Source organism: Streptomyces sp. NPDC087270, assembly GCF_044744625.1.
GTDB lineage: Bacteria > Actinomycetota > Actinomycetes > Streptomycetales > Streptomycetaceae > Actinacidiphila.
Genome location: NZ_JBIUYR010000024.1, coordinates 113,840 through 128,208 on the forward strand (window position 1 = coordinate 113,840; position 14,369 = coordinate 128,208).

Below are 14,369 nucleotides of genomic sequence, written 5' to 3' on the forward strand. Positions count from 1 at the left end.
TGAGGTGGGAGGTCCGAGCCGTTCGGACAGCGCCGGACGGGAGCTCCGGGAGGGGCGGGAAGACTCCTGGACATGGGGTCCTGCCTTTCGGGAACACCGGCTCGATACGGCCGGGCGAAGAGGGGACGGGGGCCCTCGGGACGTCGCGTCGAGGGTCATGGGGAGGCCATGAGGAGGGAGGCCGGACACGCGGAAGGGAGGTGCGGAAGCTGCGGCTCCTGACCGGCTTGCGGCCGAGTGTTCCCGGGAACAATCACCGCAGTCAAGATGTCTGCGCAACATCGTCGTCATCCGAATGACACGGAGCGGCCGCCGTCCGGCGACGGTCCGCTCGGACGAACCCTCCCGGCGCGGCACCATTTTGTGCGCTTTTCCGCACATCCGAGGACCCCTTCCGCGGCCGGTCGGAAGCGGCTCGATTGACCATGCACATGGTCCCGGTAACATGTCGACAAGGGGCGCGCCCAGCGCCCGGGAGCGCGAGGAGGACAGCGATGCGGGGGGTGTCCGCAGCCGACGAAGGCGCCGGGACCGGACGCAGCGGCGCCATCATGGTGGACGTCGCCGAACGTGCGGGGGTCTCCAAACAGACCGTGTCGCGGGTCTTCAACAACAGTTCGAACGTCAGGCCCGAGACCCGCCAGAAGGTGCTCGCCGCGGCCGCCGAACTGGGCTACCAGCCCAACCACTCGGCGCGCGCCCTGACCACCGGCCGCACCCGCACGCTCGGGGTGATCACGTCCGACGCCGTCAGCTACGGCCCTGCGGCAACCCTGCACGCGATCAGCGGAGCGGCCCGCGACCGCGGGTACTTCGTGACGGCGATCCCGCTCAGCGCGCTGACCCGTGCCGCGGTCACCGACGCCGTGCTGAGGCTCATCGGCCAGTCCGTGGACGGGATCATCGTGATCGCGTCCCGGACGCCGGTGGCCCGCGCGCTCGCCGACGCCTCGCACAAGGTGCCGCTGGTCATGCTCGACATGAGCTTCGACGAGTCCGTGCCCGTCGTCACGGTGGACGAGGAGCAGGTCGCCCGGCAGGCCGTCGACTACCTGCTGCACCTCGGCCACCGGACCGTGCGGCACATCGCCGGCCCGCCGGACTCGATCGCGGCCGAGGGGCGGGCCGCCGGCTGGCGATCGGCCCTGCGTGCCGCGGGAGCACCGGAACCGCGTGTCCTGGTCGGCGACTGGAGCGCCACCTCGGGATACGTCCTGGGCCGGGAGTTGGCCGCGGACCCCGACGTCACCGCCGTCTTCGCCGCCAACGACCAGATGGCCATGGGGGTGCTGCGCGCGATGCACGAAGCCGGCCGCCCGGTCCCCGAGCAGGTCAGTGTGGTCGGCACGGACGACATCCCCGAGTCCTCGCACACGATCCCGCCGCTGTCCACGGTGCGGCACGACTTCGCCGAGATCGGCCGTCGGTGCCTTGCCCTCATGCTCGACCAGTTGGAGAGCGCGCCGCGCCCGTGGGCGCGCTCCACCGTGCAGTCCGAACTCGTCGTCCGCAGGAGCAGCGGGCCGCCACCCGCGCGCTGACAGCGGGCGGGTGGCCGCCGGTCAGGCCGGTCAGGCCATCAGGTCCAGCCCGATCTGCACCGGTCCGCGGCGCATGCCACCGGCCAACGGCGGCGGCGTCTTCGGGGATCGGACCCGGGACCTCGCCATCACGGCACCTGCCGGACGAACTTCACCGCGTTGGCGCGCGAGTACGCCGCGCTACCGGTGAGCTTGACGTATCCGGACGTACCGCGGCCGAACTGGTAAGTGCCCAGGTCCAGCCAGCCGGTGGCACCGATGGTCCCGTTGACGACGCTGCTGTGCACCCGGTGCCCGTCTCCCACCTCGACCGTCTGGTCCGGGTCGGCCGCGGTCTGGCTGGCCTCCTTGTAGAGGTACACGTGGTACTTCCCCGCGGCCAGCAGGTCCGGCCGCCAGGTCGCGGTCGCGCCGGGCCGCGTCGCGTAGCGGCTCTTGGTGCCCGCGGTGTAGCCGGTCTGGTTGCTGTCGGCCCAGGACCCCGTCTCGCTGTACCCGGTCCCGGTGGCGTTGTCGACGTAGTAGTCGCGCTGGTAGTAGCGCACGTAGTCGAAGTCGCAGTGGCCGGGCAGCGCCGAGTCGTCGACGGTCTGGGTGGCGATGTCGGTCAGCCAGATGTTGAGCGGATCATGGGTGTCGATGGATGCCGGGTACGGGGCCTCGTAGGCGAGCTTGCCGTCCACGTAGAACGCGACGTGCTGCTCGGTCCACTCGAAGCCGTAGGTGTGCCAGGCGGCGGAGGTGTCGAACGGCAAGGTGTAGTTGTTGCTGGTCGGGTTGTATCCGGAGACCGCCGGAAACCACGGGATGATGTTGTGCCGGATCGTGCTCGGCGTCGAGGAGTCCACTTCGAAGCCGTCGATCTCGGTGCGCCGGTCGGCGTTGTAGGTGTCGCTGCCGTCACCGGCCTGGGCCCAGAACGCGCTGTGCCAGCCCGCGCCGGCCGTCGTACGCGCGCGCACCTCGTAGTAGCCGTACCGGAGTTTCTGCTTGCTGACCACTCCCCCGCCAGTGTAGGCGAAGTCCCCGACCGTCTGCTTCTTGACGTTGATCCGCAGGTGGCCGTCGCCCTCGGTGACGTTTTCCGGCAGTTGCGCGCTCTTCGCCTTCTGGTCGGTGCGGTAGTTCCACTTCGAGGTGTCGACCGATGTCCCGTTGAACTCGTCGTCGAAGGCGAGGGTGTAGCCGCCGCCCACAGGCAGGGCGGCAGCGCCGTGCTGGAGGGCCGGGTGGGCGGCGTCCGACGGGGCCGCCGACGCGACCGCCGTGCCGGTGAGCGCGAGCAGCCCGAACCCCGCGAGGAGCGGGAGCATCCTGCTCGGTCTGCGCACCACGGCGCGCCACTTGGGGGAGCGTGTGCTGGTGGACATGGGAAAAGGTCCCTTCTGGGAGGGTGGAGGGGATTCCAGGTGCCGAACCTCATGAATCTCGATCAGGAGCTCATGAGTGCCTTGATGTCGGACGCGGCTTGCTGCATGGCGTGCTTCGGGCTGGCCTGCCCGGTGAGCGCCGCCTGGACCTGGGTCGCGAGCGCGGTGTCCATCTGCGCGCCCTTCGGATAGCCCCAGAACGGCCCGGGGCGCGCCGTCTTGGTGATCAGGGACGACCACCGGGAGGTGTAGGTGTCCTTGGCGACATCGGGCCGAGCAAGTCCGGCGGAGGTGGCCGGCGGGTACGACGTCTTCTCGAACCAGGTGGTGAGGGCGGCCTGGTCAGTGGTCAGCCATGAGGCAAGCTGTGTGGCCCTGTCCGAGCCCGTGCCCTTGAACACCACCAGGACGTGGCCCCAGAGCATGGCCTGCGGGGTGTCCCCCGCGTGCACGACCGGCCGCGGAACGGGGGTCAGCTTCTTCGCCAGTTCCTTGTCGCTGGAGGCCGCGGCGACGGCTCCACGGCCGCTGATCGCGTCGTCGTAGATCGCGGCCTTCTTCTGTGCGAACAGCGCGCGTGCGTCGAAGCGGTCGACGTCCGGCGCGATGAGTTTCTTGTCGTAGAGCTTCTTGTACCAGGTCACTGCTTCGACGCTGCCGTCGTCGCCGAGGGTCACCTTGCCGTCGGCGATGATGCTGCCGCCGAAGGTCCAGATCCACGGCTCGATGTCCTTCAGCTGCGTGACCTTGGTCGAGCCGGCGTACGGCGTGACACCGGTCGCCTTGAGTTCGGTGAGCAGGGCTTCGAAGTCGTCGATCGTGGCCGGCGGCGACTTGGCACCGACCTGGTCGAGCATGTCCTGGTTCGCGATCAGGCCGATCGAGGCAGTGGTCCACGGCAGTCCGTACTGCACGCCGTCGGCCTTGCCGCTGGTCAGCGCGGCCGGGGTGTAGCCGCCCTGGGCGGCGGGGGTGCCCAGGTCCACGAGTCTGCCGAGGGCCGCGGCCTGGCCGAGCCAGGCGATGTCCATCTGCGCCGCGCCGCTCAACTCGCCGCCACGCGCCTGGAGTGTGAACTGGCTCAGGTAGTTGTCGTAGGGGAACGCCGTCTTTCTGAGCTTCACGTGGTTGTTGCCGGCCCACGTGGCGAGCAGGGAGTTGAGGGCGTCCTTCGACGACGCCTCGTTCAGCGACCAGCCGGTGAAGCCGAAGCCGGTGGCCTGTGCGTCGCCGTGGGTGCTCCCGCTGCTGCTGGGCGCGCAGGCGCCCACGAGGGCCGCCCCGGTCGCCGACCCGATCAGGCCGAGCAGCGACCGTCGGGTGAGTAGGGTTTCGGTGCCCATGGTGGTTCTCCGATCAGGATTCTTTTCAGCCTTTGACGGCGCCGGAGGTGAGTCCGGCGACCAGGTAGCGCTGCAGGAAGGCGAAGGCCACGACGACCGGGACGGACACCGCGAGCGAAGCCGCCATCAGATCGGCCCAGGAGGTCTGGAATTCGCCGATGTAGGTGTTGACCAGGCCCGGTGGCAGGGTCTGTGTCCTGGGTCCTGACAAGGTGAGCGCGAAGATGAAGTCGTTCCAGCCGCGGACGAACGCGAACAGTCCGGCCGCGATCAGACCCGGTCGGGTCAGCGGCAGGACCACCGAGTGCAGCGTCCGCCAGCGCGAGGCCCCGTCGATCCGCGCCGACTCGATGAGGGAGTCCGGGATGCCGTCGAAGAAGCCCTTGAGCATCCACACGCAGAGCGGCAGCGTGAACGTGGAGAACGACAGGATCAGCGCGAAATAGGTGTTGAGAAGGTGGTAGGCGTTGAAGAGTGCGTACAGCGTCACCAGCAGCAGTGCCTGCGGGAACATCTGGGACGCGAGGATCGTGTACATCAGCGTCGACCGGCCGCGGAAGCGGAACTTCGAGAACGCGTAGGCCATGTAGGCGGCCACGATGACGCTGAGCACCGCGGTGCTGAGGGACACGATCGCGCTGTTGAGCAGATACCGCAGCAGCTGCGCGTTGTGACCCAGACTGGTGAAGTGACTGAACGTCACCGATGTCGGGAACAGCCGCGGCGGGAACCTGAAGACGGCTCCGTCGGGCGTGATCGCCGTCACGACGAACCAGTAGACGGGCAGCAGCCCGAAGCAGCCGATGACGGCGACGGCCGCCCATGCCGCCACGCGCTGGCGTCGGAGGTCGGCGCGACCTCCGCGTCGGCGGCGCCGGGCGCCGGGCTCCTTCCCGGCCACCTCGCGTGTTTCGGTCGCCGCACTGCTGAAGGCCACGGTCATCGCGATGCTCCTCGCTCGCTCAGCCACACGTATCCCGCGGTCAGCACCAGCAGGATGACCATCCACAGCGCGCCCAGCGCCCCGGCCCGTCCGACGTCGAAGCCGGTGAACGCCGTCTGGTAGAGATCCACGGCCAGCGTGGTGGTGGCCTTGGCGGGTCCGCCGCCGGTGAGCACGTAAATGGTGTCGAAGTGCTGGAAGTTCCAGATGAACTCCAGCAGCAGCACGATGCCCGCGATCGGGCGCAGGTGCGGCACCGTGAGGGAGAAGAAGCGCCGTACGGCTCCCGCGCCGTCCATGGCCGCCGCCTCGTACAGTTCGCCGGGCACGGTCTGCAGCCCGGCGAGCAGCATGACCATCATCCAGGGGAAGCTGGCCCAGCTCTTGGCGACGATGACCGCGATCATGGCGGTGCCGGGCCGGGCGAGCCAGGCGACGCTGTGGTCGATGAGGTGCAGGTCGAGCAGGACGCCGTTGAGGACACCGTAGTTGGCGTTGAAGATCCACAGCCACAGGAACGAGACGACGACGCTCGGCATGACCCAGGGCAGGAGGAAGACCCCGCGCAGCACCGCTCGCCCCCGGATACCGGTGTTGAGGGCGAGTGCCAGGCCCAGTCCGAGGACGAAGGACAGCGCGGTGGTGCCGGCGGTGAAGACCACTGTGCGTTCCAGCGCCGGCCAGAAGTCCCCGTCCAGCACGGCACGGAAGTTGCGCAGTCCGACGAAGCTGCGCCCCGGGGTGACGAGGCTCTGCCGAAAGAAGCCGCTCACGATGGACGCGACGAGCGGGTAGGCCACGATGGCGAGGAACAGGGCGAGTCCCGGCAGGACGAGCAGGGCGACGAAGCCGAAGTCGCCGCGTAGGCCGCGCGACGACGCGGCTCCGGCCGGCCGTGTGCCGCCCGGTTCGAGAACGGTCTGGTCCGACATAGGACCTCTCTTGGGTACATGTCGCAATCTGCGAATATCCGGAACGGCCAGGACGCTAGGTGCCGCCGACGGATGCTGTCAACCAATCCGACAGCAAAATCCCTCCGCTTCTGCATGTCACATGCACATGAGGGGTTTCCGCGTGCAACGCGTCCACCTGACCCAGCAGCCGCCGCCGGTGACATCCCATGTCCAAATCCGCTTCTCGGCAAGAGGGTTCTCGCGGATTGGTCATAACATCCCATTAAGTCGTCTTTCTCCGGCCGCGCGTAGAGGGCTTCCCCTGCCCACGTGCCGAACGAAGGGCGGGCGCCGGTGGATTCATCCCATGGCTCGCCCGCCTCGCGGCCCGGTGCCGACCCCGATGCGCCGCCGGCGTACGGCGATACGACCGGGCCGAGGCACGGGCGGCGACGACCTGACCGGCATCGCACGCACCCACTACCGGAGACCGTTCGCTCGGATGCATACTGTGCACATCGAGCGCGTTATATGGATGCCAGTTGCAGTGATGGTGACAGTGGGCGCGCCGCCGACGTGAGGGAGCACAGCACCATGCGGCACGAACACCACCACCACGACATCGTCGTGATCGGCGGCGGACTCGCCGGCGTGTGCGGCGCGATCGCCGCCGCCCGGCTGGGCTCGCGGGTGGCACTGGTCCACAACCGGCCCGTGCTGGGGGGCAACAGCAGCAGCGAGGTCCGGGTGTGGGTCTGCGGCGCGACGGCTCACGGGGTACAGCGGTTCGCCCGGGAGAGCGGCATCATGGGCGAGCTGTACACGGAGAACCAGTTCCGCAATCCCGAGGGCAATCCGTACTACTGGGACCAGGTCGTCCTGGACGCGGTCCGTGCCGAGCCGCTGATCGACCTCTACCTCAACACGGACGTACGCGAGGTCGAGGCGGACGGCCCCGAGGACGCCCGCGCCGTTCGCTCGGTCACCGGCTGGATGATGGGCTCCGAGCGCGTCCTCACCTTCACCGGCGAGCAGTTCCTGGACTGCACGGGCGACGGTCTGGTGGGCCATCTCGCCGGCGCCCGGTACCGGTTGGGGCGGGAGGCACGCCGCGAATTCGGTGAGCCGTGGGCCCCCGAGGAGGCCGACGGGGCACTGCTCGGCTCCACGCTGCTCTTCTACACCAAGAAGGCCGACCGGCCGGTGAAGTTCGTGCCCCCGAGCTACGCCAAGGACCTGGCGACGACACCCATCCTGCGCAACCGCGTGCTGCGCACCGGTGACAACGGCTGCGACTACTGGTGGGTCGAGTGGGGCGGGGAACTGGACACCGTCCACGACAACGAGCGCATCCGCGACGAGTTGTCCGCCGTCATCGCCGGCATCTGGGACCACATCAAGAACTCCGGCGAGTTCGACGCCGACGACCTCGTCCTGGAGTGGGCGGGCAGCGTGCCCGGCAAGAGGGAGTACCGCCGCTTCGCCGGTGACCACGTGCTGACCCAGCAGGACATCCTGGAGCAGCGGCAGTTCGCCGACCGGATCGCCTTCGGCGGCTGGTCGGTGGACCTCCACCCGGTGCAGGGGATGTACGCGGAGGGGCCCGGCGCCCGGCAGCGGTACGCGAACGGGGTCTTCCACATCCCGCTGCGCTGCCTGTACTCGGCGAACGTCGGCAACCTGTTCTTCGCCGGCCGGAACATCTCCGCCACGCACATCGCGTTCGGCGCCACCCGTGTCATGGCCACCTGCGCGACGCTGGGCGAGGCGGCGGGTACGGCGGCGGCCCTGTGCGTCGCGGAGAAGCTGAGCCCGCGCACGCTGGCGACCGAGCACACGGACCTGGTGGGCCAGGTGCTGCTGCGCCAGGACGCGTCGGTCATGGGCGTCGCCAACACCGACCCCGCGGACCTCGCCCGTACGGCCACCCGGGTCACCGCGTCCTCGCACCTTCGCCGGCTGGCGGCCGAGCCCGCGCCGGGCGACGGCTGCGAACCGTTCGCCCTGGAGCGTGACATCGGCATCCTGCTGCCCGTCGATCCGGCGCTGGAGTCGGTCGACCTCCTGGTGTCCGCCGCCGGCGGCGCCGACCTGACCGTGGAGTTGTGGGGCACCCTCCTGCCGGAGAACGGGGTCCCGCTGGAGCGCCTGGCCGGCACCCGGGTGGCGGTGCCGCCAGGCGGCCCCGGCTGGGTGACGGCGCCTCTCCCCTACCGCCCGGCGTCGCCCGCGAACGTTGTCCTCGTGGTGCGCGCGGCCCCGGGTGTCGCCTTGTACCTGGTGCCGGACCGGACCGAGGGGGTGCTCGCCCTGCGCCGCAAGGCGGACGGTGACGCCGCCGTCGATCACGACATACCCGAGGAGCGCGGCCAGCCGCTCGTGGAGTGGTCCGCCCGCGAGTTGCGCCGGCGCTCGTTCTGCTTCCGGGTCTCCCCCGAAACCTCCGCCTTCGCGCCCACGAAGGCGGTCGGCGGCTACCAACGGCCCTACGGCGGACCCCAGATGTGGGTCTCGCAGACCACTGCCGGGTCGGGCCGCGGCAGCGAGCACCTCCAGCTCGAATGGGACGGCGAGCAGGAGCTGCGGACGGTCCACCTGGTGTGGGACGACGACGTGGACGAGTACCTCAACAACCTGCACCGGCACCGCACCCCGTTCGAGGTGATGCCGGAACTGGTGCGCGACTACCGCCTGCTGGCCCGCACCGCCGACGGAGGGTGGCGGACCGCGGCCGTCGTCGAGGGCAACCGCCGCCGCCACCGGGTGCACCGCTTCACCGACGAACCGCTGCGGACGACCGCCCTGCGCGTGGTGGTGGACGCCACGCACGGCGCGCCCCGCGCGCACCTGTTCGCGGTCCGGGCCTACCGGGACTGACCGGAGCCGCCAGGAGTGACGGGACCTGCCAGAAGTGACGGGACCTGCCGGACCGGCCGGGTCAGTGTGCGCCGAGCGCCTGGCTGACCGCGTCGGCCGCCTCGATGACCTGGCGGGTCAGGTCACCGCTCCGGCCGGCTCCCTCGTTCTCCTCGGCGAGCAGCGAGGCCGGGCCCCACAGCGAGACGGCCGCCACCACCTGGTCCGCGGCGTCCCTGACGGGTGCGGCCACCGAGGCGCGGCCGAGGGCGCGTTCCTCGGCCTCGGTGGCGTAGCCGGTACGGCGCACCTCGTCCACCACGGAGTCGAGCCGGTCGTGGGAGGTGATCGTGTGCTCGGTCGGGGCTTCCAGGTCGGGGCCGAGCAGGTCCCGGCGCTCGGCCCCGGTCATCCGGGACAGCAGGCACTTGCCCATCGCCGTCGCGTGCAGCGGCGCGGTGTGGCCGGCCTGCGTATAGGCCCGCGGTGTGCGCGCGCCTTCGAAGTTGGCGAGGAACATCAGTTCGCCGCCGCGCCGGATGCCGACATTGGCGCCGAGACCCGTCCGTGCGGCCAGCGCCTGCAGCACCACGCGGGAGGCCCGGTGCACCGGGTCGGCGTTGAGCGCGACGGCGGCCAGCGACACCGTACCCAGGCTCAGCCGGTACAGGCCGCTGACCGGGTCGCGTTCCACCAGGTCGAGTTGTTCGAGGGTGGCCAGCAGGCGCGAGGCTGTGGACGCACCCAGCCCGGCGCCGGCGGCCACATCGGACACCCGGCGCTCCGGCCGCCCCTCGGCGAGGGCCCGGAGCACGGCGGCGGCCCGCTCCACGCTCTGGTTGGTCCCCTGTTCTGCCGCCATTCCGGTCTCCTCTGCAACTTCCATGCACATTCTGCAAGCAGTCTATCCGGAGGCCGGACGCAAGGCGGTCGTCGCATCGGAGGACGGCCCCCTCGTGACCGTGTGCCCGCGTGCCCACATGACCGCGTGCCCGGGCTGCCGCGACCGGGCCCGCCAAGGGGCTGCCGTACGGCTACTCCTCGGTGGCGGGCCGGTCGGCGCTCCCGGAACCCAGGTGGCGGCGCAGCCACTGCTCGGTCGTGCTCACGTGCATCAGGGCCGCGGCCTGCGCCATGACCGGGTCCCTCGTCTCCAGGGCCGCGTAGATCGCCTCGTGTTCGGCGACGGCCTGGCCCGCGGCGTTGTCGTCGACCATCCCGCGCCACACGCGGGAACGGATGGTACGACTGGAGATGCCGTCCAGCAGGCTGGCCAGCGTGGCGTTCCCGGCGGCCGCGATCACCGCGCGGTGGAAGGCGGCGTCGTGCTCGTTCAGAAGCTCCACGTCGTCGCGCGCCCGGATCATGGCGTCGAGGTGCCGTCTGACGTCGAGGAGTTGCCCATCGGAGATCCGGCCGGCGGCCAGCCCGGTCGCGGCGGGCTCGAACAGCCTGCGCACCTCGGTCACTTCCAGCACCGTGTCGCTGCGGAGGAGTTCGACCGCGGAGCCGATGCCCTCCAGCAGCAGGGCCGGTTCCAGGCTGGTCACGTAGGTCCCGTCTCCGCGCCTGATCTCCAGGACGCGCGCGACGACAAGGGCCTTGACCGCCTCCCGCGTCAGGTTCCGGGAAAGGCCCAACTCGGCCGCCAACTGCTGTTCCGGCGGCAGTTTGCCACCGGGTGACAATTCGCCGGACCGAATGAGTTCCCTTATCCGGGCGATTGCCTTGTCGGTCAGCGACATCGATCGAACCACGCCTTCCCCTGCTCCCGCCGGGATACTAGCAGGTCATCCCATGTCCAGAAGAGGGACGGCTCGGCTTCCCCCGCGCTCAGGCGCGCCCTTGTGCCGCCAGGAATGGCTGCCGGTGCGGCCATTCACGGAAAGGGGCAGGAGCCCTTGGATACTCGGCATCTCGGACCGGCCGGAAGGAATTCGCCGCGGCCGGTATCGGCCCATTGCGGGCAGCGGTGCCCGGCACCGCGGCCAAAGCCGCAGGACGCGTCCGACCTGGCCCGATGCCGGGTCGGACGCATCGTCGCGGCCGTCAGGGGCGGGGGCTCACCGCCACGTCGGCGACCGAAGGCCGGCCGTTCGCCAGTGCCGGCGGGATCGCCCTGCCGCGGGAACCGGGCCCGAGCGGTGGGTCCGTGAACTGACGGCCTGACGCTGACGGTCTGACACTGACGGCCCGACGCTGACGGCCTGCACCCGGGGCCGCCGGCGGCGCCGAGCATAGGGATTCCCCCAATGCTCGGCGCCGCCGGCCGCGGCGAGAGTGGACCCGTTCGCGAGCCGGGCGTCCGGCTCCGTCAGCCGGGCGTTGGGAGTGGGTCCTCTTGCTCACATTTTCTCTGCGGGACGTGGTGCGCTCCGTGCTCACCGCGCTGGACGAGGAAGACTGGCAGGTCGAAGAGGACGGCGTCTGGTGCCGGGTGACTCCTCCGCAGCACGAACCCCGGGTGCAGGGGTGGAAGCTGCACCTCTCGGCGACCCGGCTGTCCGCGCCGGAGGTCCTGCACCGGGCCGCCGGGGTACTGGTCCGGGCCGGATGCGCCTTCAAGACCGCCCGGGACCTGCAGACCGTGGAGGAGATGACCTCCGGCAACCACGACCGCGCCCAGTGCGGCAAGATCATCACCGCGTATCCGCGGGACGACGACCAACTGCGGGAACTCGCCGCCCGGTTGGACGACGCGACCGCCGGGCTGCCCGGCCCGGCCATCCTCTCCGACCGCCCCTACCGCAAGGGCGGCCTGGTGCACTACCGCTACGGCGGCTTCCACGGCGTACGGGTGCTGGGCAACGACGGCTCCTTCGACGTACGCCTGCGGGCCCCGGACGGGACGCTGGTGGACGACCACCGCAAGGCGTGGTTCAGCCCGCCGCCCTGGGCGGAGTTGCCGTTCCCCGGCGGCCCGGGACGTCCGGCCACCGCGCAGAGCGCCAAACCGGTGCTGCTGGCGGACCGGTTCGTCGTGCGGGAGGCGATCCGGCACTCGGCCCGCGGCGGGGTGTACCGGGCACTGGACCAGCGCACCGGGGCCGAGGTCATCGTCAAGCAGGCCCGCGCGCACGTGGCGGTGAACGTGACCGGCGAGGACGCCCGGGCCTGCCTGCGCCGGGAGGCCGCCAACCTCACCGCGCTCACCGGGCTCTGCACCGAGCTGGTCGACCTCTTCGAGGAGGACGGCCACGCCTTCCTGGTGCAGAGCCTGGTGCCCGGGCAGGCGCTCGCCTCCTGGGTCACCGACCGGCGAGCCGAGCCCGGGTTCATCCCCGTCCCGCAGGTGCTGGCGCTGGCGGAGAAGCTGCGTGCGCTGCTCGACGAGGTGCACCGACGCGGCGTCGTCTACCAGGACTTCACGCCGAACAACATCATGGTCACGCCGGAGGACCGGCTGGTGCTGATCGACGCGGAGTGGGCCACCACCCCCGGCACCCGTATCCTGCGCGTGCACACCCCCGGGTTCGGCGCGCCCGAGCAGACCGCGGAGCCGCGGGTCGGGCCCGCGTTCGGGACGGAGGTCGACCGCTACGCCCTCGGCGGCGTGCTGTACTTCCTGGCCACCGGGATACCGCCGTCCTTCGCCCCGGACAGCTCGGACAGCTCGGACAGCTCGGACGACCCGCAGGGCGCGCACGGCTCGCACAGACCGTACGCCCCCGCCGGCCGCACGGCAGGCGAGCGCATCGCCCTGGTGCTCTCCCTGCTCGGTGAGGAGCGTCCGGCCGCCCGGCTGCTCACCCCGGCGATCCTCGGCCTGATGGCCGAACGCCCGGAGGACCGCTGGACGTCGGCCCGGCTGGCCGGGTTCCTCGCGGACGCGGCAGCCGGGACAGCCCGGGCGACCGGGGCAGCCGAGGTGACCGAGGCAGCCGCTGGTGCGGCGACTGACGCCGGGCCGACCACCGCGGAGACCGCGGGAGACGCGGCCGAGACGGAGACCGTGCCGGTCCCGGTCTGGTCGCGCGGCGGCCGACCCGACCGCCCCACCGCGGGCCGCGAGATCCGGGCCGGGCTGGTGGACGACGGCCTCACCCACCTGCTGAGGGGCATGGCCGACCCCGAGGGCCCGGCCCAACGCCTCTGGTCCGGCAGCGCGTTCGGCGACGGCACCGACCCGTGCAACGTGCAGTACGGCGCGGCCGGCGTGCTGGGCACCCTGGTGCGGGCCGACCGGGCGCTGGACCGGGAGGAGTTGCGGGTCGCCGTCCGGCGCGTCGCGGCCTGGATCGACCGGCGCCGTACGGAGGTGCCGCAACTGCTGCCCGGCCTCTACTTCGGCCGCGCCGGCACCGCCTGGGCCCTGTACGACGCCGCCCGGCACCTCGGCGACGACACGCTCGCCGCGCACGCCACCGACCTGGCGCTCTCGCTCCCGGTGGTGTGGCCCAACCCGGACATCTGCCACGGGGCGGCCGGCTCCGGGCTCGCCCACCTCAAGTTCTGGCAGGCCACCGGGCGGCGGGAGTTCCTGGAACGGGTCGCGCGGTGCGCCGACGCGCTGGTCGCCGCCGCCGACCGCACCGCGGACCGGGTGGTCTGGCAGGTGCCCCCGGACTTCGACTCCAAGCTGGCGGGCATCCGGCACCTCGGGTTCGCGCACGGCGTCGCCGGGATCGGCGCGTTCCTGCTGGCCGCGGCCGACGCGACCGGACAGCGGTCCGCCCTGGACCTGGCGGTCATGGCCGGCGACACCCTGGCGGCCGAGGCCGAACGCGGCCAGGTCGGCGCCCGCTGGCGCTCCGACCTGGACGAGAAGCCCGGCACCGGACTGATCTACCACTGGTGCAGCGGCTCCTCCGGCGTCGGCACCTTCCTGCTGCGGCTGGGGCAGGCCACCGGCGAGGAACGCCACCTCCGGCTCGCGCAGGAAGCGGCCCAGTCGGTCCGCGCCGCCGCCTGGACCTCCCCCACCGCCGTCTGCCACGGCCTCGCCGGGGACGGCGAGTTCCTGCTCGACCTCGCGGCGGCCCGGCCGGAGGGTCCCTACCGCGCCTGGGCCGAGGACCTGGCCACGGTGCTGTACGCACGGCACGCGGTCGTGGGGGGCCTGCGCCTCGTCCCGGACGAGGGCGCGAGCGCCTTCACCGCCGGCTACCAGACCGGAACCGCCGGCGTCATCAGCTTCCTCCTGCGGCTCGACCACGGCGGCCCGCGCCCCTGGATGGCGGACCGCCCCTGACCGCGGAGGGAACCCGCCCGCGTGCCCGCGACGGCACGCGGCCACCCCGCACACCACGCCACCCCGAGAGGAGGAACCCATGGACATCGACATCGACGCCCTGCAGGCCCTGCCGGCCGAGCAGGAGCCGACCACGCAGATGCTGTGCACCGTCACCTGCGGCTACGGCCAGACCTGCGGCGGAGAGACCTGTACCTCCACCAACTGAGCGCCACCACCCAGAAGGAGAAAG

At 71.4% G+C, this 14,369-nt stretch carries 10 protein-coding genes; 4 read left to right on the top strand and 6 right to left on the bottom strand.

What is annotated here, in order from left to right; genetic code table 11:
• The first annotated feature begins 494 nt into the window (after window positions 1-494).
• Window positions 495-1,541 (top strand): LacI family DNA-binding transcriptional regulator, encoded by a 1,047-nt coding sequence (locus ACIPAE_RS35195; protein ID WP_366412963.1) that lies wholly within the window; start codon window positions 495-497, stop codon window positions 1,539-1,541.
• A gap of 128 nt (window positions 1,542-1,669) precedes the next feature.
• On the opposite strand, the gene ACIPAE_RS35200 is transcribed toward ACIPAE_RS35195, so the two are convergent.
• The 4 genes from ACIPAE_RS35200 to ACIPAE_RS35215 form a co-directional block, all read right to left on the bottom strand.
• Complete coding sequence (locus ACIPAE_RS35200; RefSeq protein ID WP_402450916.1) at window positions 1,670-2,911, bottom strand: family 16 glycosylhydrolase; 1,242 nt, start codon at window positions 2,909-2,911, stop codon at window positions 1,670-1,672.
• 62 nt (window positions 2,912-2,973) lie between these two features.
• Complete coding sequence (locus ACIPAE_RS35205; protein WP_402450919.1) at window positions 2,974-4,254, bottom strand: ABC transporter substrate-binding protein; 1,281 nt, start codon at window positions 4,252-4,254, stop codon at window positions 2,974-2,976.
• Between the two features lie 25 nt (window positions 4,255-4,279).
• Complete coding sequence (locus ACIPAE_RS35210; protein ID WP_402450922.1) at window positions 4,280-5,197, bottom strand: carbohydrate ABC transporter permease; 918 nt, start codon at window positions 5,195-5,197, stop codon at window positions 4,280-4,282.
• Window positions 5,194-6,129, bottom strand: coding sequence for a sugar ABC transporter permease (locus ACIPAE_RS35215; protein ID WP_366412959.1), 936 nt, complete (start codon window positions 6,127-6,129; stop codon window positions 5,194-5,196). The genes ACIPAE_RS35210 and ACIPAE_RS35215 overlap by 4 nt, the downstream gene beginning before the upstream one ends.
• A 555-nt stretch (window positions 6,130-6,684) precedes the next feature.
• Between ACIPAE_RS35215 and ACIPAE_RS35220 the strand changes: the two genes are divergently transcribed.
• Window positions 6,685-8,967, top strand: coding sequence for an FAD-dependent oxidoreductase (locus ACIPAE_RS35220; protein WP_402450926.1), 2,283 nt, complete (start codon window positions 6,685-6,687; stop codon window positions 8,965-8,967).
• 61 nt (window positions 8,968-9,028) lie between these two features.
• Here ACIPAE_RS35220 and ACIPAE_RS35225 read toward each other — a convergent pair whose 3' ends face one another.
• Complete coding sequence (locus ACIPAE_RS35225; protein ID WP_402450929.1) at window positions 9,029-9,808, bottom strand: IclR family transcriptional regulator; 780 nt, start codon at window positions 9,806-9,808, stop codon at window positions 9,029-9,031.
• A gap of 172 nt (window positions 9,809-9,980) precedes the next feature.
• Complete coding sequence (locus ACIPAE_RS35230; protein WP_366412957.1) at window positions 9,981-10,691, bottom strand: FadR/GntR family transcriptional regulator; 711 nt, start codon at window positions 10,689-10,691, stop codon at window positions 9,981-9,983.
• Window positions 10,692-11,287: 596 nt separating this feature from the next.
• Between ACIPAE_RS35230 and lanL the strand changes: the two genes are divergently transcribed.
• Together lanL and ACIPAE_RS35240 are read left to right on the top strand one after the other, a co-directional pair.
• On the top strand, window positions 11,288-14,137 hold the full coding sequence (gene lanL / locus ACIPAE_RS35235) for a class IV lanthionine synthetase LanL (RefSeq protein WP_402450932.1): 2,850 nt from the start codon (window positions 11,288-11,290) through the stop codon (window positions 14,135-14,137).
• Window positions 14,138-14,216: 79 nt separating this feature from the next.
• Window positions 14,217-14,345 carry an ALQxL family class IV lanthipeptide gene (locus ACIPAE_RS35240; protein WP_328472820.1) on the top strand — a complete coding sequence of 43 codons (129 nt, stop codon included), beginning with the start codon at window positions 14,217-14,219 and terminating at the stop codon, window positions 14,343-14,345.
• The last annotated feature ends 24 nt before the right edge of the window (window positions 14,346-14,369 follow it).

Bases quoted from the DNA above. Each gene is read 5' to 3' on its own strand.
- ACIPAE_RS35195 (WP_366412963.1), top strand. From the start codon at position 495: ATGCGGGGGGTGTCCGCAGCCGACGAAGGCGCCGGGACCGGACGCAGC.
- ACIPAE_RS35200 (WP_402450916.1), bottom strand. From the start codon at position 2,911: ATGTCCACCAGCACACGCTCCCCCAAGTGGCGCGCCGTGGTGCGCAGA.
- ACIPAE_RS35205 (WP_402450919.1), bottom strand. From the start codon at position 4,254: ATGGGCACCGAAACCCTACTCACCCGACGGTCGCTGCTCGGCCTGATC.
- ACIPAE_RS35210 (WP_402450922.1), bottom strand. From the start codon at position 5,197: ATGACCGTGGCCTTCAGCAGTGCGGCGACCGAAACACGCGAGGTGGCC.
- ACIPAE_RS35215 (WP_366412959.1), bottom strand. From the start codon at position 6,129: ATGTCGGACCAGACCGTTCTCGAACCGGGCGGCACACGGCCGGCCGGA.
- ACIPAE_RS35220 (WP_402450926.1), top strand. From the start codon at position 6,685: ATGCGGCACGAACACCACCACCACGACATCGTCGTGATCGGCGGCGGA.
- ACIPAE_RS35225 (WP_402450929.1), bottom strand. From the start codon at position 9,808: ATGGCGGCAGAACAGGGGACCAACCAGAGCGTGGAGCGGGCCGCCGCC.
- ACIPAE_RS35230 (WP_366412957.1), bottom strand. From the start codon at position 10,691: ATGTCGCTGACCGACAAGGCAATCGCCCGGATAAGGGAACTCATTCGG.
- ACIPAE_RS35240 (WP_328472820.1), top strand. From the start codon at position 14,217: ATGGACATCGACATCGACGCCCTGCAGGCCCTGCCGGCCGAGCAGGAG.